Below are 21,245 nucleotides of genomic sequence, written 5' to 3' on the forward strand. Positions count from 1 at the left end.
GCCGCCTTATGCGGCGGCGATGCGCTTCCTGACCCTGTTCCACCTCTGGCCGTTCCTCGACACGGTCGTCAGCCTGCTCACCGCCTTCGTGCTCGGCACGGCGATCGGGGCGGAGCGGCAATATCGCCAGCGCACCGCCGGGCTGCGCACCAATGCGCTGGTCGCGATCGGGTCGGCGGCATTCGTCGATCTCGGGCAGCGGCTCGGCGGCGACGTCGAGTCGATCCGGGTGGTCGCCTATGTCGTGTCGGGGATCGGCTTCCTCGGCGCCGGGGTGATCATGAAGGAGGGGATGAACGTCCGCGGCCTCAACACCGCGGCGACGCTCTGGTGTTCGGCCGCGGTCGGCGCGATCGCCGGGTCCGACATGGTGGCGGAGGCGGTGCTGCTCACCGTCGTCGTGCTCGCCGCCAACACCCTGCTGCGGCCGCTGGTCGACGCGATCAACCGCGTGCCGCTCGCCGGCCATGCGGTCGAGGCGACCTATACGGTGACGATCACCGTCGATCCGGCGCAGGCGGGGCCACTCGGCGACATGCTCGTCGCGCATCTCGAGGCGGCGTCGCTGCCGGTCGCCGAACTGGCGACCGAGCCGCTCGGCGACGATCGCGTCGCGGTGACGGCGACACTGGTCAGCACCAACGTTCCCGATACCGAACTCGACGCGCTCGCCGATCATCTCGCCCGCGTCCACGGTATCGCCCATGCCACCTGGCAGCTGAGCACGCACGATTAGCAAAGCCGATGGACGCGGCGACGCAAGCGTATTAGGCGACGCGGCAACGCAGCGGAGGGTTTATGGGTTATCGGGTGGTGGTCGCGGGCGCGACGGGCAATGTCGGGCGCGAGATGGTCAACATCCTCGCCGAACGCGAATTTCCCCTCGACGAGATCGCGGTGCTGGCGTCGAGCCGCAGCCAGGGCGAGCAGATCGAATATGGCGACACCGGCAAGATGCTCAAGGTGCAGAACATCGAGCATTTCGATCCGGCCGGCTGGGACATGGCGCTGTTCGCGATCGGCAGCGACGCGACCAAGGTCTATGCCCCCAAATTCGCCGCCGCGGGCTGCACGGTGATCGACAATTCGTCGCTCTACCGGATGGACCCCGACGTGCCGCTGATCGTGCCGGAGGTGAATGCCGCGGCGATCGACGGCTATCGCGCCAAGAACATCATCGCCAACCCCAATTGCTCGACCGCGCAGATGGTGGTGGCGCTCAAGCCGCTCCACGATGCCGCCAAGATCACCCGCGTCGTCGTCTCGACCTATCAGTCGGTGTCGGGCGCCGGCAAGATCGGCATGGACGAACTGTTCGAACAGAGCCGCAACATCTTCGTCGGCGACAGTGCCGAGGCGAAGAAGTTCACCAAGCAGATCGCCTTCAACGTCATTCCGCACATCGACAGCTTCCTCGACGACGGTTCGACCAAGGAAGAGTGGAAGATGGTGGTCGAAACCAAGAAGATCCTCGACGCCAAGATCAAGGTGACCGCGACCTGCGTGCGCGTGCCGGTGTTCGTCGGCCATTCGGAATCGATCAACATCGCCTTCGAGCGGGAATTGTCGGCCGAGGACGCCAAGCGCATCCTGCGCGAGGCGCCGGGTGTGATGCTGATCGATAAGCATGAGGACGGCGGCTATATCACCCCGATCGAGGCCGCCGGCGACGACGCCACCTATGTCAGCCGCGTCCGCGAGGACCCGACGATCGAGAACGGCCTCAACCTGTGGTGCGTCAGCGACAATCTGCGCAAGGGCGCGGCGCTCAACGCGGTGCAGATCGCCGAGCTGCTCGGCCGGCGGCATCTCAAGAAGGCGGGTTGAGGGCGAACGGGCGTGGTGGTATCATGTCCATATGGGACAGGTGCTCATCCGTGATCTCGACGATGCTCTGCTGCAGGATTATCAGGAGGCGGCCGACGGTAATGGCCGTTCTCTCGAAGCCGAGTTGCGGGATGCGTTGCGGCGGTTGAGGCCGGTGAACGACCACGACCGTCGCGATCTCCAGGCTCGACTTGCCGCTATTCGAGCGATGACCCCCAATGCCGCCCAAACTCCGGCGGAGGTGCTGGTACGCGAGGATCGAGAGGGCTTTCGCAGCGCTTGACCTGGATCGTCGATACCAGCGTCGCCGTCAAATGGGTGGTTGCCGAAGACGGCGCCGACCTTGCGGCACCATTCCTTTCCGGTGACGTCGTTGCGCCTGACCTGCTACGCCAGGAACTTGCCAATGCCTTGTGGAAAAAGGTGCGGCGGACGAGATTGGCAAGCAACAGGCGCAATTGGGATATGGCGCCATCATTGACGCCCTACGGTTCTTCCCACCGGTCATCTTGCCGTGCGGGCCTTCGATATCGCGCTGCGGACCGGGCATCCCGTATATGATTGCCTCTATCTCGCACTCGCCGAGTCATTGGGTTTGATGATCCTGACGGTGGATCACAAGCTGATCCTCGCGTGTGGGCACACCGACTTCGCCGGCCTGCTGATCTCCCTGGAAGACGCCGCCCGTCTGCCTCAATGACCGATATACCGCCCCGGCCGGTGCCAGGCGATCAGGATCAGGCTCATCGCGGCGGCGCTGACCGCCGACCAGCCGAGTTGCGTCAGCGTCAGCATCGGCGCGGAGACAGCGAGGATCACCACGTCGATCGCGATCTGCGAACGGCCGGCATTCCAGCCGTGTTTGCGCTGCAGCCATAAGGTGATGACGCCGGTGCCGCCGACGCCGGCCTGATGGCGGGCGAGCGACAGGATGCCCATGCCGATCACCGTGCCGCCGACGAGTGCGGCGAAGGCGGGATGGATGTCGAGGATATGCACCGACACCCGCGCGAGCGTCGACAAGGCGGCGATGCCGCCGTTGACGATCGCCGACTTGACCGCGAACCGCGCGCCCATCACCCGATGCGCGAAGGCGAAGAAGGGGATGTTGATCAGCGTGAACAGCACGCCCGCGGGCAGCGGGATCGAATAGGAGAGCAACAGCGCGATGCCGGCGACGCCGCCGGTGACGAGCCCCGCCGCCTTGAGGAAGATCAGGCCGACGACGATGAGGATGCAGCCGATCAGCAGCGCATAGCCGTCCTCGGCAAGACTATGCGGGCGGCCGGGCGGATCGGCGGGACGGGCGGAAGACGGCATCGGACCTCATCAGGACGGGTCAGGCGCCTCTCCCGGGCGATGCCGCTCGTCGTGGCGGCATCGCGGTCTATACAGCAAGGATCGTCCGGCGAAAGCCGTGCTCAGCCGAGGCGGCGATGCTTGCCGCCATACCGATGGCCGACATATTCGCCGATCCGCGCCATCTCGCGTGCCGCGCCACGCGTCGCCTCGGTGCAGCAGGGCAGGGGATCGCGCTCGGCTTGCGCCGCCCGCATCGCGACGCGATCGGTCAGCTCCTCGATATCGGCGCGGCTGAGCAGGTTCTTCTCGCGCAACAGGCACAGCAGGCTTTGCAGGATCACCAGGCTCTCGTCGCCCGCGGGATGCACGCCGCCGACCGGCATATTGTCCATTATCGCTCTCCTTATGCTTTGAAGAAAGAGTATGCCTCTTTCGCAGACTTGCAAAGGCTCATTTTCGACGGTCCGTCCCGTCGCTTCCGGGCTCGTCGGCCGGGCGTACGGACAGACGAGGCTGGACATGGCCGCCGTGATGGCGGACGGAGCGCTCCCCATCGCAGCATCAGGATCGAAGTCGTGGCCGCAGTCCCCACCGAACCGCAGTATTTCGCGAGCTTCGACGGCACGCGAATCGCCTGGCGGGAGCTCGGCACGGGGCGGCCGGTGATTCTGATTCACGGCTATTTCTCGACCGCCGAGGTCAATTGGATCAAATACGGCCATGCCGCCAAGCTCGCCGCGCGCGGCTTTCGGGTGATCATGCCCGATCTGCGCGGCCATGGCCTCAGCGACCGGCCGCATGACGTAGCCGCTTACCCGCCGGATGCGCTGATGCGCGACGGCATGGCGCTGGTCGCGCATCTCGCGCTGACCGATTACGATCTCGGCGGCTATTCGCTCGGCGGGCGGACGACGATGCGGATGCTGGTCAACGGCGCGACGCCGCGGCGCGCGGTGCTCGCCGGCATGGGGCTGACCGGCATCCTCACCACCGCCGGGCGCGGCGATTATTTCCGCAAGGTGCTGACCAACCTCGGCAACTTCGAACGCGGCAGCAATGAGTGGATGACCGAGGCGTTTCTCAAGACGACCAAGGGCGATCCGGTCGCGCTGCTCCACGTGCTGGAGACGTTCGTCGACACGCCGATCGAGGCGGTCGAGGCGGTGGCGGTGCCGACCGCGGTCATCACCGGCGCGGAGGATGACGACAATGGATCGGGGGCGGCGCTGGCGGCGGCGATCCCGCAGGCCGTTTTCCAGGAAATCCCCGGCGGTCATATGAGCGCCGTCGCCAAGCCGGAACTGGGCGATGCGATCGCCGCCTTCTTCGCCGGCGATCACGCCCCGCAGTAAGGCGGCCGCCCGCTCATCGCTCTGGCGAGGATCGGAGCGTCGATGAGGTTCGCGCGGAGGCGCGGAGGGTGATGGGCGGCGTCCGTCGCTCCGAAACCATCGCCCTAGGCGGGGCCGTCCGACCTTCTGCCCGCGGTGTTCGTGCCGCGATGCAGAAGGCCGCTCGCTATCACAGCTTGTCGGGGATGGTATTCTCGTCGGCGATCCCGGCTTCGAACGATCCGGACGCATCCTCGCCGGCGGGGCTATGCGCCTTGGCCGATTTGGGGGTGCTGCCGCGCAGCGAGAGCAAGGCTGCGGCGGCGACCGCGCCGACCGTCGCGACACCGGCGCCGATCGCGGCGATGCCCCATTTGTTCGTCTCGCCGCTCTTCTTGGCGGCCGGCTTGCCCGCCTTCTTCGCGCCGGCCCGCGGCGTCGACCGTTTGGTCGAGCGCGGCTTGACCGACTTGGCCGCGGCGGCGACCGCGCTCTCCGCCTTGCCGGCGACCGCCTTGGCGCGGCGCGTGGTCGCGGCCGCGGCATCGCTGACCGCCTCTTCGACCTTGGCGACCGTCGACGGCGCCTCCGGCTTGGCGCGCGGGCGGCGTGGCTTGGCGGGGGCCTTGGCGGCGGTGGCGCGGGTCGTCGTGGTCTTGCGCGGCGCGCGACGACGCGGCGTTACCGCAGGCGTGTCGGTCTTCGGCGAGTCGTCGGTGTCATCGGCCACGGCGGGACCTCCCTGATTGATTCGGAAGCGAAACGCATTGGAACCCGATGGTTTCCGCCCGGCCTGTACGATCAGCGGAACGGCGGTTCGTCAAAGGCGCGCAGCTTGCGGCTGTGCAGCTTGGCGCCCTCGCGCCGGAGCTGCTCGCACGTCTCGATGCCGATCCGCATATGTTCGCTGATCGCGCGCTCGTAGAAGCGGTTCGCCTGCCCCGGCAGCTTGAGCTCGCCGTGCAGCGGCTTGTCGGAGACGCACAGCAACGTCCCATAGGGGACGCGGAAGCGATAGCCCTGCGCCGCGATCGTCGCCGATTCCATGTCGATCCCGACCGCGCGGCTGAGCGAGAAGCGCAGGGCGGAGGCCGAATAGCGCAACTCCCAGTTGCGATCGTCGGTGGTGACGATCGTGCCGGTGCGCAGCCGGCGCTTGAGTTCCTCGCCTGTCTGGCCGCTGACGATCTCGGAGGCGCGGGCGAGCGCCTGCTGCACCTCGGCGATCGCCGGCACCGGGATTTCGGGCGGCAGCACGTCGTCGAGGACATGGTCGTCGCGCAGATAGGCATGGGCGAGGACATAGTCGCCGATCCGCTGCGACGGGCGCAGGCCGCCGCAATGGCCGATCATCAGCCACGCCTCGGGCCGCATCACCGCGAGGTGATCGCAGATCGTCTTGGCGTTGGACGGCCCGACGCCGATGTTGACCAGCGTGATGCCGGTGCGGTCGTCCGCCATCAGATGATAGGCCGGCATCTGATGCCGCCGCCACGCACTGTCGTTGACGAGCTTGTCGACGTCGCCCGGCTGGTCGATGACGATATTGCCCGCGCCGGACAGTGCGGTGAAACGGCTGTCCGGCCCGAGCTGCGACGCGCCCCAGCGGACGAATTCGTCGACATAGCGATGGTAGTTGGTGAACAGCACGAAGCGCTGCGTATGCTCCGACGGCGTGCCCATATAATGGCGCAGCCGCGCGAGGCTGAAGTCGGTGCGCAGCGCGTCGAACAGCGCCAGCGGACGGGTGCCGCCCGTCTCGATCCACAGGCCGTCGGCGATCTCGTCGCCGATATGCGCGAGCTCGGTGGCGGGGAAGTGGCGCGACAGCTCGGTCGCCGACACGGTATCGAGGCTCAGCGCGTGGCCGGGATCGAGCACGTAGGGAAAGGGGATTTCCTGCCGCCCCGGCACCGCCTCGACCTCGACGTCATAATCCTCGATCAGCAGGGTCAGCTGTTCGGTCAGATAATCGGCGAACAGCGCCGGCTTGGTGACGCTGATCGTATAATCGCCGGGCGAGACCAGCCGCCCGAACGAGCGCAGCGGCGTCGGCCGGTCGCCGACGCTGCGGTAGCGCAGATGGATGACGGGATAGGCGAAGGAGCCGTCGATCCGGCTTTCGGGCGACGGCGGCGTGCCGTCGGTCAGATAGGCGTTGAGCGCTGCCTGCAACCGCTCGACGGAGGCGCGGTAGAGCTGGTCGAGGTCGGCAACGATACGGGATGCGAGTGTCATCCCGGATGGTTACGCAAAGGTGGTGACGGTGGCAAGACAGTGGCGGGGACGGTGCCGCGGCGTGGCGGGTGCAGCCCCGGTGCCACCTGTCGATGCGGACCTACTCGTGAGCTGAGGAATGGCCGTCATGTCTCTGCGCAGGCGCACCACCCCGGCTCTCGCCGGGGCGGTCACACCTTTTGCAGCGCCCGGGGCGCGATCCGACCCCGCCGACGATCGCGTCCCGATCGATCGGGCCTCGACGCCCTCACATCGTCTCGAGCAGATGCTCCGCGCTGCTCACCTTGAACTCGCCAGGGGCTTCGACGTGGAGCTGCTTCACGACGCCGTTCTCGACCAGCATCGCATAGCGCTGGCTGCGCTTGCCCATGCCGAACTTGCTGCCGTCCATCGTCAGCCCGAGTGCCTCGGCGAAGTCGCCGTTGCCGTCGGCGAGCATCGTGATCCCCTCGGCGCCGGAGGCCTTCGCCCAGGCGGCCATCACGAACGGATCGTTGACCGAGATGCAGGCGATCTCGTCCACGCCCTTGGCGGCGAGCGCGTCGCGCTTCTCGACGAAGCCGGGCAGGTGCTTGGCCGAGCAGGTCGGGGTGAAGGCGCCCGGCACCGCGAACAGCGCGACGGTGCGGCCATCGAAAAAAGCGTTGGTGGTGACCTGGTCGGGGCCATCCGCGGTGACCTTGGTCAGGGTGGCGGCAGGAAGCGTATCGCCGACGGTGATCGTCATCTTGGGTCTCCGAAGCTCGGTGCAGGTGGCCGCCGGACGGCGTCACGAAAATCGCAGGTCGCACCCGCAGCGTGCGAATTCAAGCGTGGCAGAAGCGGGCGCGGGGCTTATGTTCGACGGCGATGCAACAACGACGCTTTTTGTCCGGTCAGTTCCTGCTCGCGATGCCCGGCATGCGCGATCCCAGCTTCGATCATGCGGTGATCGCGATCTGCGCGCATGATGCGGAGGGCGCGGTCGGCATCGGCATCGGCGCGACGATCGAGGGATTGGGGCTGCACGACCTGCTCGACCAGTTCGATATCGCGCACGGCGCCGCGCCGAACGTGCCGATCCATTTCGGCGGCCCGGTCGATCCGCGCCGCGGCTTCGTCGTCCATTCGGGCGAATGGAGCGGGCAGGATACGATCGACGTCGCCGGTCGCTGGTCGATGACCAGCACGGTCGACGTGCTGCGCGCGATCGCCGAGGGCAGCGGCCCGGCGCGCTTCGTCGTCGCGCTCGGCTATGCCGGCTGGGGCGACGGGCAGCTCGAGGGCGAACTGACCGGTCCGGGCTGGTTCCACGTCGCCGGAGACGCCGATCTGCTGTTCGACACGCGGCCCGACCGGCGCTGGACCGCGGCGTTCGAGGCGGCGGGGATCGACCCGCGGCTGCTCGTCCCGGATGCCGGCACCGCCTGACCGTCGGGGTCACACGAGATATAAAGATATCTTTATATTTGATCCACGGCACGCAACCGGCTAAGGCGCGCCATCCACTTCTTCAGGAGCATGCCACGTGGCTACTGCGCTCGCGCCCAATGCTGGGACCGGCTCGACCAACGATTACGTCATCAAGGACCTCAGCCTTGCTGATTTCGGCCGCGCCGAGATCAAGATCGCCGAGACCGAGATGCCGGGCCTGATGGCGCTGCGTGACGAGTTCGGCGCGTCGCAGCCGCTCAAGGGCGCGCGCATCACCGGCTCGCTGCACATGACGATCCAGACCGCGGTGCTGATCGAGACGCTGACCGCGCTCGGCGCCGACGTCCGCTGGGCGACCTGCAACATCTTCTCGACGCAGGACCATGCCGCCGCCGCGATCGCCGCGACCGGCGTGCCGGTGTTCGCGGTGAAGGGCGAGAGCCTGGCCGACTATTGGGATTATGTCGGCGACATCTTCTCCTGGGACCGCGACGTCGAGGGCCAGACCGCCAACATCATCCTCGACGACGGTGGCGACGCCACCATGTTCGCGCTGTGGGGCGCGAAGCTCGAGGCCGGCGCGACGCTGCCCGAGCCCGAGAATGAGGAGGAAGTCGAATTCCAGCGCGCGCTCAAGGCGTTCCTCGCCAAGAAGCCGGGCTATCTGACCGAGACGGTCAAGAACCTGAAGGGCGTGTCGGAAGAGACGACGACCGGCGTCCACCGCCTGTACGAGATCGCCAAGAAGGGCGAGCTGCCGTTCCCGGCGATCAACGTCAACGATTCGGTCACCAAGTCGAAGTTCGACAACCTCTACGGCTGCAAGGAATCGCTGGTCGATGCGATCCGTCGCGCCACCGACGTGATGCTCGCCGGCAAGGTCGCGGCCGTCGCCGGTTTCGGTGACGTCGGCAAGGGCTCGGCGCAGTCGCTGCGCAACGGCGGCGCGCGCGTCATGGTCACCGAGATCGATCCGATCTGCGCGCTGCAGGCGGCGATGGAGGGCTTCGAGGTCGTGACGATGGACGAGGCGGTGAAGCGCGCCGACATCTTCGTCACCGCGACCGGCAATGCCGACGTCATCACCGCCGATCACATGAAGGCGATGAAGCCGATGTCGATCGTCTGCAACATCGGCCATTTCGACAGCGAGATCCAGATCGCCGCGCTGTCGAACTACAAGTGGTCGGAAGTGAAGCCGGGCACCGACCTCGTCGAATTCCCCGACGGCAAGCAGATCATCGTCCTCGCCAAGGGCCGTCTGGTCAATCTCGGCTGCGCAACCGGCCACCCGTCGTTCGTCATGTCGGCGTCGTTCACCAACCAGACGCTCGCGCAGATCGAGCTGTGGACCAAGGGCGAGAATTACAAGAACGAGGTCTACGTCCTGCCCAAGCATCTCGACGAGAAGGTGGCGGCGCTCCACCTTGAGAAGCTCGGCGTGCAGCTGTCGAAGCTGAGCGAGAAGCAGGCGAGCTATATCGGCGTGCCGGTCGAAGGGCCGTTCAAGCCGGATCATTACCGCTATTGATCGCATCGCGATCGTAGTGACGGGGAGGGCGGTGCCGCGAGGCGCCGCCCTTTCTCGTTTCCTCCCCGGCCGGGCGTGGAATGACGATCATTGCCGGTGGCGTAGCTTGCGTTCTACAGTCCGCACGTCCACCCGTATGGGTGTGGGACGAGGGGCAAAGCGTTGATCCAGCTTTCGGTGATGGCAGCGTTGCTGTGCCGGGCGGTGCTGGCGGCGCTGCTCGCCGGTGGCGGCGTCGCGCTGTTCGTCGGCTGGCGGCTGCGCGGCGAGGCGGCGGCGGTGATCGCGCGCAATCGCGAGGCGGAGGTGCTGCGCAGCGTCTCGCCGGCGATGGCGATGCTGGTCCGCGCCGATGGCCGCGTCGAGATGCCGCCGCGGCTGGTCGACTGGCTCGGACTCGCGGTGGCGCCGCGCTTCCTCGGCGATCTCGCGGCGGAGGGTGCCGGCCTGCCCGCCGATGAGGCAGAGGCGCTCGCCGGCGACGTGCAGGCGGCGCAGCGTGCCGGTCGCGGCTTCGTCCGTGCGCTCCATCCGATCGGCTCGGGCCGCGCGATCACCATCCGCGGCAGCCGCGCGCCGGGCGAACTCGGCGCGACCGGCGCGGTGGTGATCTGGACGCTCGATGCCACCGACAGCGAGGCGGAGATCATGCAGCTGCGCGATCAGGTCGAGCAGCTCTCCGCCGCGTTCGAGGCGCTGAGCGGACTGATCGAGGCGGCGCCGCTGCCGATGTGGTATCGCGGCAGCGACATGCGGCTCGCCATGGTCAACACCGCCTATGTCCGCGCGGTCGACGGCGACGATGCCGCGGACGTGATCGGCCGCCAGCTCGAACTGGTCGAGGGATCGGGTCGCGGCGGCCCGCGCGCCGGCGCACACGCCGCGCGCGCCTCGGGCGCGCCGCAGCGCGAGGTGCTGCCCGCGACGATCGGCGGCGAGCGGCGCTCGCTCGAGGTCCACGACGTGCCGCTGCCGACCGGCGGCGTCGCCAGTTTCGCGGTCGATATCGAGGATCTCGAACAGTCACGCGCCGGCGCCAAGCGCTTCGCCGATGCGCAGCGCGCGCTGCTCGACCGGCTGTCGGCGGGCGTCGCGCAATTCGGGCCCGATCGCGGCCTCGTCTTCTGCAACCAGCCGTTCCGGCGGATGTTCGCGATGCGCGCCGAATGGCTCGCCGACCGGCCCGAGTTCGACCGCGTCCTCGAACGGATGCGCGAGGCGAGCCGGCTGCCCGAGGTGCGCGATTTCCCGAGCTGGAAGGCGGAGCGGCGCGGCTGGTTCGTGCCGAGCGATGCGGCGAGCGAGGAGAATTGGCATCTGCCCGGCGGCACGCATCTGCGCGTCGTCGCCCAGCCGCTGCCCGACGGCGGCCTGCTGACGATCTTCGAGGATCGCACCGAGGAGGTGCAGCTGGCGAGCGCGCGCGATACTTTGCTGCGCGTGCGGACGGCGACCTTCGACAATCTGTTCGAGGCGCTGGCGGTGTTCGCCGCCGACGGCAAGCTGCAATTGTGGAACAACCGGCTGCGCGCGGTCTGGGGGTTCGAGGAGGAATTCCTCGCCGGCCATCCGCGTGTCGATGCCTTCGCGGCGGCGGCGGCATCCAAGCTCGCCACCCCCAATCGCGCGGCGCTGATCCCCGAACTGGTCCGCTCGGCGACCACCGAGCGGCAGCAGCGCGGCGGCCGCGTCGCCTTCGCCGACGGGCGGCATTTCGCCTTCGCGGCGGTGCCGCTGCCCGACGGCAATGCGCTGCTGACCATGCTCGACATCACCGACAGCCGCCGCGCCGAACAGGCGCTGCGCGATCGCGCCAATGCGCTGGAAGCGGCGGACCGGGTCAAGACGCAGTTCGTCGCCAATATGAGCTATGAATTGCGCACGCCGCTGACCTCGATCAGCGGCTTTGCCGAGATGCTGCATGCCGGGTTCGCCGGCAAGCTGACCGCCGAGGCGGACGGCTATGTCGAGGCGATCCTGCAATCGGTCGAGCGGCTTGGCCTACTGATCGACGACGTGCTCGACCTGACGCAGGGTGGCGACGACGCCGAGATCGCCCGCGTCGACGTCGATCTCGCCGCCACCGCGCGCGCCGCGGCGGAGACGATCCGGCCCGCGGCGAAGCGGCGCAAGCTCGACTTCGCGGTCGAACTGGCGCGCTCGACCGGCCGCGTGACGGGCGATCCCAAGCGGCTCAAGGAGGTGGTCGAGCATCTGCTGCGCCATGCGGTCGCCTCGACGCCGGAGGGCGGGCGCATCCTGCTGCACAGCGACGGCAGCGCGACGGGCGCGCGCATCGTCGTCTCGGACAATGGCTTCGGCATGGATGCGGAGAGCATCGCCCGCGCCTTCGACCGGTTCGGCGAACCCGGCATGCAGCCGAGCGGCGAGCGGGCGCTCGGCCTCGGCCTGCCGCTGGCGCGCCAGTTCGTCGAGGCGCATGGCGGCCACATCGACCTCGTCTCGCAGCCGGGCGAGGGGACGCTGGTGACCGTCGAGCTGCCGCGGCGATGATCGGGGCGGGTGGGGTGATGGGTGTTTCGCGTGGCGGTGGCGGGGCGTCGGGCGGGATGTGCCGCGAGGCCGCGATCTCTGGTATTGTCGCGCAGGCGAAACCTCTGCGAGGCCGCCTTCGTCATGCCGGCCTTGTTCCGGCATCCACTGCTCCGCAAGAGCGTAAAATAAGGATTTCGCGACACGGTGGACCCCGGAACACGTCCGGGGTGACGGCGCATTTTGGGCTAGGGCAGGACTTTTGCAGAGGTCTTGCGCAGGCGGGACTCCAGTGGCCAGACAGACCGCGCGTCTGCGGCAGGAACGCTAAGCTCCCGCCTTCGCCGGAGCGCTGCGGGGTTGGCCAGTCTCTTCCCGCATTCACCACCGCGGCGAAGGCCGGGGTCCAGTGGGGCGACGGTCTGTGGCGATCTGCGGCTGTTCCCCGACTGGACCCCGGCCTTCGCCGGGGTGGTGCGGGTATCTTTGCGGATGGCTCTTCGTTGCCGGCCGACGGAATGTGGGACATCATCCCGTGGGGCGGGATCATTGGATCGGCCGACAGGACCTTGCATGACTGACCTTCACCTCGCCGACCCCGCCGCGACCGAAGCCTTCGGCGCGGCGCTGGCGGCGCATGTACAGCCTGGCGACGTCGTCACGCTGCGCGGCGACCTCGGTGCCGGCAAGACGAGCATCGCGCGCGGTCTGCTCGCCGCGCTCGGCCTTGCCGGCGAGGCGCCGAGCCCGAGTTTCGCGATCGTCCAATCCTATGACCCGCCCGAGGTGCGGCTGCCGGTGCTGCACGTCGATCTCTACCGGATCGACGATCCGAACGAGCTCGCCGAGCTCGGCCTCGACGAGGCGCTGTCCGATACGCTGCTGCTGGTCGAATGGCCCGAACGCGCGCCCGGTTACTGGCCGCAGGCGCTGGCGCTCACCCTGTCGCCGGCACCGGACGGCGGACGAATCTTGACAGCCGACGTGCCGGCGTCATGGACACCGCGATGGCCGATATGACCCCGCCCGCCGGCGCCCCGGCGTTCCTCGCATCGCACGGCTGGTCGGGGGACATCCTCCCGGTCGCCGGCGATGCCTCGTTCCGCCGCTATTTCCGGGTCGTCAGCGGCGGTCGCAGCGCGATCCTGATGGATGCTCCGCCGCCGCACGAGGATCCGCGCCCGTTCATCCGCATCGCCGGCTGGCTCGGCGACCATGGCTTCGCCGCGCCCGCCATCCATGCTGCCGATCTGGCGCAGGGACTGGTGCTGCTCGAGGATTTCGGCGACGTGCGGCTGCGCGAGACGGCCGATGCGAGCGAGGCGGACGCGGCGCCGCATTATGCCGCGGCGATCGACCTGCTGGTGGCGCTGCGCGCGCATCCCGCCGGGGACCTGCCGCCCTATGATCGCGCCGTGCTGCATCGCGAGGCGGCACTGTTCGTCGACTGGTATTGCCCCGCGGTCGGCCTCACCGTCGATGCGGAGGGCTATGCCGCGGCCTGGGATGCGGTGTTCGATCATGCGCTGACCGATGCGCCGGTCACCGTGCTGCGCGATTATCATGCGGAAAATCTGATGCTGGTCGGCGCGGAGCGGCGGCTCGGCCTGCTCGACTTCCAGGACGCGCTCGCCGGCCATCCGGCCTATGACCTCGTGTCGTTGCTGCAGGATGCGCGGCGCGACGTCGACCCGGCGCTCGAAGCGGCGATGCTGGCACGCTATCGCGACGCCACCGGCGCGGACGAAGCCTTCCTCCACGCCTATCACGTGCTCGGCGCGCAGCGGAACGCCAAGATCATCGGCATCTTCACGCGCCTGTGGCGGCGCGACGACAAGCCGCGCTACGCCGCTTTATGTCCGCGCGTCTGGCGCTATCTGGAGCGCGATCTGGCGCAGCCGGTGCTCGCTCCGGTCGCGCGCTGGTTCGACGCCAACGTGCCGCCCGCGCTGCGCGGCGACCCGGCGGTGCTGCGCGCATGACCCGGCAGCGGACCATCCGCCCCGATCCCGGCGGCACCGTGCCGGCCACGGCGATGGTGATGGCGGCCGGCCTCGGCAAGCGGATGCGGCCGCTCACCGCCACGCGCCCCAAGCCGCTCGTCGAGGTCGCGGGCAAGCCGCTGATCGACCACGTCTTCGATCGGCTTGCCAATGCCGGGGTGCGGCGGGCGGTGGTCAACGTCCATTATCTCGCCGACCTGCTCGAAGCGCATGTCACCAACCGCGACGACGGCATCGCGGTGACGATCAGCGACGAGCGCGCGCAGCTGATGGAGACCGGCGGCGGGCTGGTCCAGGCCCGCGACCTGCTCGGCGACGAGCCCGTGCTGGTGATCAACAGCGACAATCTCTGGCTCGACGGTCCGGTCGATACGCTCAAGCTGCTCAGCCACCGCTGGGATGCGGATGCGATGGACGCGTTGCTGCTCGTCGTGCCCTATGCCCGCGCCAACAATCATCAGGGGCAGGGCGACTTCCGCCTCGCCGCCGACGGCCGCATCGTCGGCCGTCGCAAGGCCGGAACGGTCGCGCCGTTCGTCTATACCGGCATCCAGATCCTCCACCCGCGCATCATCCGCGACTGGCCGGAGGGGCCGTTCTCGACCAACCTGTTCTGGAATCGTGCGATCGAGGCGGGGCGCGCCTATGCGCAGGTGCATCAGGGCCTGTGGTTCGACGTCGGCACCCCCGCCGCCGTGCCGAAGACCGAAATGCTGATCGCCAATGGCTGAGGCGCGGCGGCCGCACCTCTTCTCGATCCCGTCGCACAAGGCGTTCGCCGATACGCTCGTCGCCGGGCTGATGCGGCGCGCGGGCGGCGATGCGATGGCGCTCGCGCGCGGGCTGGTGCTGCTGCCCAACAATCGGGCGGTCCGCGCCGTCACCGACGCCTTCGTGCGGGCGAGCGGCGGCGGCCTGCTGCTGCCGCGGCTGGTGACGCTCGGCAGCCCCGATCTCGGCGAGGCGGTCGGCGCGGCGCTCGATCCCGCCGACGAGCAGGAGCCGCCGCCGCCGGCGATCGCCCCGATGCAGCGGCGGATGATCCTCGCCCGCCTCGTCTACGAAGAGCGCGCGCACGCCGGCGCGGCGATCGACGCGGCGGAAGCGGTGCGGCTGGCGGGCGAGCTCTGCCACACGCTCGACCAGTTGCTCGTCGAGGAGGTGGCGCCGGAGCGGCTGCGCGACATCGACCTCGCGCCCGAACTCACCGAACATTGGCAGCGCGCGCTGTCGACCTTCACCATCGTACTCGAACGCTGGCCCGAGGAGCTGGCGCGGCTCGGCCGGATCGACGCGGCGACGCGGCGGCGGCTGCTGCTCGACCGGGTCGAGCGGCGCTGGCGGCACCGGCCGCCTGAAGGCCTGGTCTGCGCCGCGGGGATCACCGATCCCGCGCCGGCGGTGGCGCGGCTGCTGCGCTGCGTCGCCGAGGCGCCGCAGGGGATGACGGTGTTCGCCGGGCTCGACCTCGCGATGCCGCAGGAGGAGTGGGATGCGCTCGGGCCGCATCGCCCCGATCCGGTCACCGGCAGCATCCGCCGCTCGCTCGAAACGCATCCGCAGTTCCACCTCAAGCTGATGCTCGACCGGATGAGCGTCGGCCGCGGCGAGGTGGCGACCTGGCCCGGCACCGCGGGGCCGGACGCGGGCGCGGCGCGCGGCCGTGCGATCGCCAATGCGCTCGCGCCCGCCGCCTTCACCGGCAAATGGACCGAGCTCAGGGCGGAGGACCGGCGGCTGACCGGCGTCGTCGCCGCCGAGCTCGCCACCCCGGCGGAAGAGGCGCAGACGATCGCGCTCGCGCTGCGCGGCGCGCTGGAGGAAGAGGGCCGGACCGCGGCGCTGGTCACCCCCGATCGCGCTCTGGCGCGGCGGGTGGTGGTGCATCTGCGCCGCTGGGGGATCGAGGCGAACGATTCGGCGGGGCGGCCCCTGGCGATCCTGCCGCCGGGAACGCTGCTGCTCGCGCTCGCCGAGGCGGCGGCGCAGCGGTTCGCGCCGATGGCGTTGCTCGCGCTGCTCAAGCATCCGCTGGTGCGCAACGTGTCGACCGATCGCAGCATTCGCGGCGCATGGCTCGACGGCGTGCGCGGCGTTGATCGCGGCCTGCGTGGGCCGCGGCCGGCGGCGGGGCTCGACGGGATCACCGGCCACCTGCTCGCCAACAAGCGCGAGCGCGCTGCCGCCTGGTTCGCCGAGCCGGTCGCCTTGCTCAAGCCGATCGAATTGGTGTTCGAACAGGGTATGCAGCAGCTGCCGACGCTGCTCGCGGTGCTGCGCGAGACGGCGCAGGCCTTGTGCGGCGACGATCTGTGGTCCGGCCCGGCGGGGCGCGCCGCGGCGGAGTTCCTCGACGCGCTGGAGGCCGACGCCGCGGTCGGACCGCCGCGCGTCGCCCCCGACGGTTTCGCGCCGCTGCTGCGCGGGTTGCTCGACGAGGTCGCGGTGCGGCCGGGATCGGGCGTCGGCCATCCGCGCATCGCCATCTACGGCTTGATCGAGGCGCGGTTGCAGACCGCCGACCTGATGGTGCTCGGCGGGCTCAACGAGGGGGTGTGGCCGGGGCGGCCGGCGCCCGATCCGTGGCTCGCGCCGCGGATCCGCGCGACGCTCGGGCTGCCCGGCCTCGAACGCAGCGTCGGCGTCGCCGCGCATGAATTCGGGCAGGCGCTGGGCGCACCGCGTGCGATCGTGACGCGGGCGCGCCGCGATGCCGCTTCGCCGGCGCTCGCCTCGCGCCTGTGGCTGCGCTTGCAGGCGATGGCGGGCGACCGCTTCGTCCGCGCGCACGATCTGGAACGCTGGGCGCAGGCGCTCGACGCACCGGGCGAGCATCGCCCCGCGGATCGCCCCGCGCCGCTGCCCGATCCCGCGCGCCGCCCCAAGGCGATATCGGTGACGGAGATCGACCGGCTCAAGGCCGATCCTTACGCCTTTTACGCGCGCCGGGTGCTGGGGCTCATGCCGCTCGATCCGGTCGATGCCGATCCGAGCGCGGCGTGGCGCGGCACCGCGGTGCACGACATCCTCGAGCAATGGTGGAAGCAGGACGGCTGCGCCCCCGACGCGCTGCTGCCGCGCGCCACCGCGATGCTCGACGACGAGCGGACCCATCCGATGATGCGCGCCCTGTGGCGGCCGCGGCTGGTCGAGGCGATCGACTGGATCGCTCGCACCGTCGCCGAACAGGCCGCCGCGGGGCGCAGCGTCGCCTCGGCGGAGGGGCAGGGGTTCATCGAAGTGGCGGGGGTCAGGCTGTCCGGCCGTTACGACCGCGTCGACCGGCTCGCCGACGGCAGCCTCGCGATCGTCGACTACAAGACCGGCAAGCCGCCCTCCGCCGCCGCGGTGCGCGCCGGCTACAGCCTGCAGCTCGGGCTGCTGGGTGCGATCGCCGAGCGCGGCGGCTTCGCCGACGTGGCGGGGCGCGCCGGCGGCTTCGAATATTGGTCGCTCGGCAAGAAGCGCGACCAGTTCGGCTATGTCGAGACGCCGGTCGATGCCGAGGGCAAGCGCGACAGGATCGTCACCACCGATTTCACCACGATCGCGATGAGCAACTTCATCGAGGCGGCCGGCCACTGGCTTACCGGCAGCGCGCCGTTCACCGCCAAATTGGTGCCGGAATATGCGCCTTATGCGGAATATGACCAACTGATGCGGCGGGACGAATGGTATGGCCGGGACTGAACTCGCCACCCTGCCGCGGCTGAAGGGCGCGCAGGCGGCGGCGAGCGATCCGCGCGCGCACGTCTGGCTGTCCGCCTCGGCGGGCACCGGCAAGACGCAGGTGCTCGCCGCGCGCGTCTTCCGCCTGCTGCTCGGCGGCACCGAGCCGGCGGCGATCCTCTGCCTCACCTTCACCAAGGCGGGCGCGGCGGAGATGGCGCAGCGCATCAGCAACCGGCTCGCCGCCTGGGTGCGGATGCCCGGGCCGCAGCTCGCCGCCGATCTCGAGGCGCTGGGCGAGCGCGCGACGCCGGACGTACAGGCGCGCGCGCGCACTTTGTTCGCGCGGGTGCTCGACGCGCCCGGCGGCGGGCTGCGCATCCAGACGATCCATGGCTTCTGCCAGAGCCTGCTCGCCGCCTTTCCGGTCGAGGCGGGGCTCACCCCCGGTTTCCGCCCGCTCGAACCACGCGAGGAAGCGGTGCTCGCCCGCGAGACGCTGGCGAGCCTGCTGGTCGAGGCGGAGCGTGAGGGTCGCACCCGCCCGATCGAGACGATCGGCGCGCTGTCGCTGCGGCTCGGCGAGGGCGGGGCGGAGAGCTTCCTGCTCGCCTGCGCCCGCTCGCTCGCCGCGCTGGAGGCATTGCCGAGCGGCATTCAGCCGTGGCTGCGCCGCGCGCTCGACCTGCCACAGGGCGATATCGGCGAGGCGCTCGCCGCCGGTTGCGACGCGATCGATACCGGGCTGATCGAGCGGCTCGCCGCGGCGAACAAGGCGTGGGGCGCGGCGACGGGGCTCGGCCATGCCGAGACGCTCGACCGCTGGCTCGCCGCTGCGCCCGCCACCCGTGCCGCGACGATGCAGGAGCTGGCGAGCGTCGTGCTCACCGGCAAGAACGAACCGCGCAAGGCGTCGAAGAAGCTGACCGACGCCGAACCCGATTATGTCGAGCTCGCCGGCGCGCTCGGCGATCATTGCCTCGACCTGTTGTCGCTGACCAGCCGTGCGGCCTATGCCGACCTGCTCGCCGAGGCGCTCGACGTGGGGCGCGATTATGCGCGCGCCTATGCCGCGGCGAAGCGGCGGACGGGAGCGGTCGATTTCGACGATCTGATCGGCGTCACCGTGCGGCTGCTCGAACAGCCCGGCATCGGCGAATGGGTGCGCTACAAGCTCGATGCGGCGACCGAACACGTGCTGATCGACGAGGCGCAGGACACCAACCTCAACCAGTGGCGGATCGTCACCGCGCTGGCGGGCGAGTTCTTCGTCGGCCGCGGCGTCCATGCGCCGTCGACGCGCACGCTGTTCACCGTCGGCGACTTCAAACAGGCGATCTTCGGCTTCCAGGGCACCGACCCGATCAACTTCCGCTGGGCGGAGGGCCATTTCGCCGGGCGCGCCGAGGATGTGGCGGGGACGGAGGACTGGCCCGAGGAGGAGCGCGGGCTGCCCTTCCAGCGTCTGTCGCTGACCCATTCGTTCCGCTCGACGCGGCCGGTGCTCGAATTCGTCGACGCCGCGGTCGCGGCGGCGGGCGAGCCGGGGCTGGGCGCGATCGGCGCGTTGCAGGACCATGCCAGCGAGGTGGTCGGTCCGGGCGCGGTCGAGCTGTGGCCGCCCGTCGTTGCCGGCGGCAGCGAGGAAGACGAGGAAGCGTGGATCGACGACGCGGTCCGCGAACAGGCGATCCGCATCGCGCGCGCGGTACGCGACTGGCTCGATAGCGGGCTGATGCTCGGCAGCAAGGGGCGGGCGCTGCGGCCGGAGGATGTGATGATCCTGGTCAAGCGGCGCGGCGATCTCGCCTCGCTGATCGTCGCGCGCCTCTATGCCGAGGGCGTGCCGGTGGCGGGTGTCGACCGGCTGCGGCTCAACGCGCCGCTCGCGGTGCAGGATTTGCTCGCTGCGGTGCGCTTCGCCCTGCAGCCGGAGGACGATCTGTCGCTTGCCGCGCTGCTGGTCTCGCCGTTGCTCGGCTGGACGCAGGATGCGCTGATGCACGCCGCGCCGCGGGATCACGGCAGCCTGTGGCGGCACCTGACGCTGACCCAGCCCGAGGATCGGCTCGCCCCGCTGCGGACGATGCTGCTGCGCGCCGATATCGCCACGCCCTATCAGTTCCTCGAGGAATTGCTTTCGGGTCCGCTCGACGGCCGGCGCAAGTTGCTGCTGCGGCTGGGCAATGAGGCGCGCGATCCGATCGAGGAATTGCTCAACGCCGCGCTCGCCTTCGAGACCAGCTCGACCCCGTCGATGCAGCGCTTCCTCGACTGGTTCGATCGCGGCGATGTCGAGATCGTCCGCGATCCGTCCGCGCCGCTCGATGCGGTACGGGTGATGACCGCGCATGGCGCCAAGGGCTTGCAGGCGCCGCTGGTCATCCTCGCCGACGCGACGGTCGATCCGCATGCCGCGCCGCGCGCGCTGGTGCGCTGGTCGCCCGAGCCGGGGGCGCAGCCGATCCCGATCTTCCGTCCGCGCAGCGCCGAGCGCGGCGGGCCGCTCGACGTGGCGGTCGGCGAGGTCGAGCGGCGCGAGCTGGAGGAGCATTGGCGGCTGTTCTACGTCGCGGCGACGCGCGCCGAGGAGCGGCTGGTCATCGCCGGCGCGCTCGGCCCGCGCGCCAAGGGCGAGCCGCCGGAGGCGAGCTGGTATGCCGCCTCGGCGCGCGCGCTCGACGCGCTGGGGATCGCGGGCGAGGCACCGCGCCTGTTCACCGGACGGGTGCCGCAGCCGCCGGTGCGCGCGCGTCCGCCCGCCACCACCGCTGTGTCCGAGCCAGTCGTGCTGCCCGACTGGGCGCGACGCGCGGCGCCGGTCGAAAGCCGGCCGTCGCGTCCGCTCGCCCCTTCGGCGCTCGGCGAGGACGAGGTCAGCGATCCGCCGCCCGGCCCGGCGATGCGCGCCGCCGCCGAGCGCGGCCGGCTGTTCCATGCCTTGTTCGAGCGGCTGCCGGCGGTGGCCGCGGCGCAGCGCGCGGCGAGCGGCGAGCGCTGGCTCGCCACCGCGGGCGGCGTCGGCGATTCGGCGGAGCGTGGCGCCATCGTCTCCGGGGTGCTGGCGGTGCTCGACGATCCGCGCTTCGCCGATCTGTTCGGCGGAGACGCGCTGACCGAAGCGCCGATCGCCGCGACCCTGGGCAACGGACTGGTCGTGTCGGGCACCGTCGACCGTCTGCTGATCGCGCCCGAGCGGATCCGCGTCGTCGACTTCAAGACCGGGCGGCGCGTGCCGGCGGCGCTCGACGATATCCCGCCCTATCATCTCGACCAGATGGCGGCCTATGCCGCGGCGCTCGCCACCATCTTCCCCAACCGGTCGATCGAGGCGGCATTGCTCTACACCGGCGGCCCGCGGTTGTTCGACCTGCCCGCCGATCTGCTCGCCGCGCACAAGCCGCGCTTTCGACCGCGGGAGCAAAGCTAGGCCGCCGG

The 21,245-nt window shown here is 69.9% G+C and carries 18 protein-coding genes; 13 read left to right on the top strand and 5 right to left on the bottom strand.

Annotation, left to right across the window (positions count from 1 at the left end; all coding sequences use genetic code 11):
- Window positions 1-19: 19 nt before the first annotated feature.
- The 4 genes from PBN85_RS07265 to PBN85_RS07280 all read left to right on the top strand — a co-directional run bounded on the left by PBN85_RS07265 (window position 20) and on the right by PBN85_RS07280 (window position 2,527).
- Window positions 20-736, top strand: a complete 717-nt coding sequence (locus PBN85_RS07265) for an MgtC/SapB family protein (RefSeq protein ID WP_271300590.1) — start codon at window positions 20-22, stop codon at window positions 734-736.
- Between the two features lie 62 nt (window positions 737-798).
- Window positions 799-1,827 carry an aspartate-semialdehyde dehydrogenase gene (locus PBN85_RS07270; protein ID WP_037530985.1) on the top strand — a complete coding sequence of 343 codons (1,029 nt, stop codon included), beginning with the start codon at window positions 799-801 and terminating at the stop codon, window positions 1,825-1,827.
- A 31-nt stretch (window positions 1,828-1,858) separates the two neighbouring features.
- Window positions 1,859-2,110: a FitA-like ribbon-helix-helix domain-containing protein gene (locus PBN85_RS07275; RefSeq protein WP_271300591.1), complete on the top strand. Its 252-nt coding sequence runs from the start codon at window positions 1,859-1,861 to the stop codon at window positions 2,108-2,110.
- 231 nt (window positions 2,111-2,341) lie between these two features.
- Window positions 2,342-2,527: a type II toxin-antitoxin system VapC family toxin gene (locus PBN85_RS07280; RefSeq protein ID WP_271300592.1), complete on the top strand. Its 186-nt coding sequence runs from the start codon at window positions 2,342-2,344 to the stop codon at window positions 2,525-2,527.
- Here PBN85_RS07280 and PBN85_RS07285 read toward each other — a convergent pair.
- Together PBN85_RS07285 and PBN85_RS07290 are read right to left on the bottom strand one after the other, a co-directional pair.
- Window positions 2,521-3,147, bottom strand: a complete 627-nt coding sequence (locus PBN85_RS07285) for a YitT family protein (protein ID WP_037530989.1) — start codon at window positions 3,145-3,147, stop codon at window positions 2,521-2,523. The two genes, PBN85_RS07280 and PBN85_RS07285, sit on opposite strands and share 7 nt — an antisense overlap.
- Window positions 3,148-3,248: 101 nt before the next feature.
- Window positions 3,249-3,521, bottom strand: a complete 273-nt coding sequence (locus PBN85_RS07290; RefSeq protein ID WP_235199465.1) for a hypothetical protein — start codon at window positions 3,519-3,521, stop codon at window positions 3,249-3,251.
- A 183-nt stretch (window positions 3,522-3,704) separates the two neighbouring features.
- Here PBN85_RS07290 and PBN85_RS07295 point away from each other — a divergent pair, with 183 nt between their 5' ends.
- Entirely contained in the window at window positions 3,705-4,481 is a 777-nt protein-coding gene (locus PBN85_RS07295; protein ID WP_271300593.1) for an alpha/beta fold hydrolase, read from the top strand.
- Between the two features lie 169 nt (window positions 4,482-4,650).
- Here the strand turns inward: PBN85_RS07295 and PBN85_RS07300 are convergent, their stop codons facing one another.
- The 3 genes from PBN85_RS07300 to PBN85_RS07310 all read right to left on the bottom strand — a co-directional run bounded on the left by PBN85_RS07300 (window position 4,651) and on the right by PBN85_RS07310 (window position 7,425).
- A complete protein-coding gene (locus PBN85_RS07300; protein WP_271300594.1) occupies window positions 4,651-5,190 on the bottom strand; it encodes a hypothetical protein in 540 nt (179 codons plus the stop codon).
- Window positions 5,191-5,261: 71 nt separating this feature from the next.
- Window positions 5,262-6,698, bottom strand: coding sequence for an AMP nucleosidase (locus PBN85_RS07305; RefSeq protein ID WP_271300595.1), 1,437 nt, complete (start codon window positions 6,696-6,698; stop codon window positions 5,262-5,264).
- Between the two features lie 247 nt (window positions 6,699-6,945).
- Window positions 6,946-7,425: a peroxiredoxin gene (locus PBN85_RS07310; protein WP_037530998.1), complete on the bottom strand. Its 480-nt coding sequence runs from the start codon at window positions 7,423-7,425 to the stop codon at window positions 6,946-6,948.
- Window positions 7,426-7,547: 122 nt separating this feature from the next.
- Here PBN85_RS07310 and PBN85_RS07315 point away from each other — a divergent pair, with 122 nt between their 5' ends.
- From PBN85_RS07315 to addA, 8 genes are all read left to right on the top strand, one after another.
- On the top strand, window positions 7,548-8,108 hold the full coding sequence (locus PBN85_RS07315) for a YqgE/AlgH family protein (RefSeq protein ID WP_271300596.1): 561 nt from the start codon (window positions 7,548-7,550) through the stop codon (window positions 8,106-8,108).
- A 97-nt stretch (window positions 8,109-8,205) separates the two neighbouring features.
- Complete coding sequence (ahcY, locus tag PBN85_RS07320; protein ID WP_271300597.1) at window positions 8,206-9,642, top strand: adenosylhomocysteinase; 1,437 nt, start codon at window positions 8,206-8,208, stop codon at window positions 9,640-9,642.
- A 162-nt stretch (window positions 9,643-9,804) separates the two neighbouring features.
- Window positions 9,805-12,156 (top strand): PAS domain-containing sensor histidine kinase, encoded by a 2,352-nt coding sequence (locus PBN85_RS07325; protein WP_271300598.1) that lies wholly within the window; start codon window positions 9,805-9,807, stop codon window positions 12,154-12,156.
- A 552-nt stretch (window positions 12,157-12,708) separates the two neighbouring features.
- Window positions 12,709-13,155: a tRNA (adenosine(37)-N6)-threonylcarbamoyltransferase complex ATPase subunit type 1 TsaE gene (gene tsaE / locus PBN85_RS07330; protein ID WP_271300599.1), complete on the top strand. Its 447-nt coding sequence runs from the start codon at window positions 12,709-12,711 to the stop codon at window positions 13,153-13,155.
- Window positions 13,152-14,117 carry an aminoglycoside phosphotransferase family protein gene (locus PBN85_RS07335; protein ID WP_271300856.1) on the top strand — a complete coding sequence of 322 codons (966 nt, stop codon included), beginning with the start codon at window positions 13,152-13,154 and terminating at the stop codon, window positions 14,115-14,117. Before tsaE ends, PBN85_RS07335 begins: the two co-directional genes overlap by 4 nt.
- On the top strand, window positions 14,114-14,869 hold the full coding sequence (locus PBN85_RS07340) for a nucleotidyltransferase family protein (protein WP_271300600.1): 756 nt from the start codon (window positions 14,114-14,116) through the stop codon (window positions 14,867-14,869). Before PBN85_RS07335 ends, PBN85_RS07340 begins: the two co-directional genes overlap by 4 nt.
- A complete protein-coding gene (addB, locus tag PBN85_RS07345) occupies window positions 14,862-17,828 on the top strand; it encodes a double-strand break repair protein AddB (RefSeq protein WP_271300601.1) in 2,967 nt (988 codons plus the stop codon). Before PBN85_RS07340 ends, addB begins: the two co-directional genes overlap by 8 nt.
- Entirely contained in the window at window positions 17,815-21,237 is a 3,423-nt protein-coding gene (gene addA, locus PBN85_RS07350; RefSeq protein ID WP_271300602.1) for a double-strand break repair helicase AddA, read from the top strand. The genes addB and addA overlap by 14 nt, the downstream gene beginning before the upstream one ends.
- The last annotated feature ends 8 nt before the right edge of the window (window positions 21,238-21,245 follow it).

Origin of the sequence: Sphingomonas sp. CV7422 (genome assembly GCF_027945725.1) — a bacterium.
In the GTDB taxonomy this organism is placed as follows: Bacteria; Pseudomonadota; Alphaproteobacteria; order Sphingomonadales; family Sphingomonadaceae; genus Sphingomonas; species Sphingomonas kyungheensis.

What these genes read in the sequence shown, in the direction of transcription:
- PBN85_RS07340 (WP_271300600.1), top strand. Translation starts at nt 14,114, where the DNA reads ATGACCCGGCAGCGGACCATCCGCCCCGATCCCGGCGGCACCGTGCCG.
- tsaE (WP_271300599.1), top strand. Translation starts at nt 12,709, where the DNA reads ATGACTGACCTTCACCTCGCCGACCCCGCCGCGACCGAAGCCTTCGGC.
- PBN85_RS07315 (WP_271300596.1), top strand. Translation starts at nt 7,548, where the DNA reads ATGCAACAACGACGCTTTTTGTCCGGTCAGTTCCTGCTCGCGATGCCC.
- PBN85_RS07270 (WP_037530985.1), top strand. Translation starts at nt 799, where the DNA reads ATGGGTTATCGGGTGGTGGTCGCGGGCGCGACGGGCAATGTCGGGCGC.
- PBN85_RS07305 (WP_271300595.1), bottom strand. Translation starts at nt 6,698, where the DNA reads ATGACACTCGCATCCCGTATCGTTGCCGACCTCGACCAGCTCTACCGC.
- PBN85_RS07285 (WP_037530989.1), bottom strand. Translation starts at nt 3,147, where the DNA reads ATGCCGTCTTCCGCCCGTCCCGCCGATCCGCCCGGCCGCCCGCATAGT.
- PBN85_RS07310 (WP_037530998.1), bottom strand. Translation starts at nt 7,425, where the DNA reads ATGACGATCACCGTCGGCGATACGCTTCCTGCCGCCACCCTGACCAAG.
- addA (WP_271300602.1), top strand. Translation starts at nt 17,815, where the DNA reads ATGGCCGGGACTGAACTCGCCACCCTGCCGCGGCTGAAGGGCGCGCAG.
- PBN85_RS07290 (WP_235199465.1), bottom strand. Translation starts at nt 3,521, where the DNA reads ATGGACAATATGCCGGTCGGCGGCGTGCATCCCGCGGGCGACGAGAGC.
- PBN85_RS07335 (WP_271300856.1), top strand. Translation starts at nt 13,152, where the DNA reads ATGACCCCGCCCGCCGGCGCCCCGGCGTTCCTCGCATCGCACGGCTGG.
- PBN85_RS07275 (WP_271300591.1), top strand. Translation starts at nt 1,859, where the DNA reads ATGGGACAGGTGCTCATCCGTGATCTCGACGATGCTCTGCTGCAGGAT.
- PBN85_RS07265 (WP_271300590.1), top strand. Translation starts at nt 20, where the DNA reads ATGCGCTTCCTGACCCTGTTCCACCTCTGGCCGTTCCTCGACACGGTC.
- addB (WP_271300601.1), top strand. Translation starts at nt 14,862, where the DNA reads ATGGCTGAGGCGCGGCGGCCGCACCTCTTCTCGATCCCGTCGCACAAG.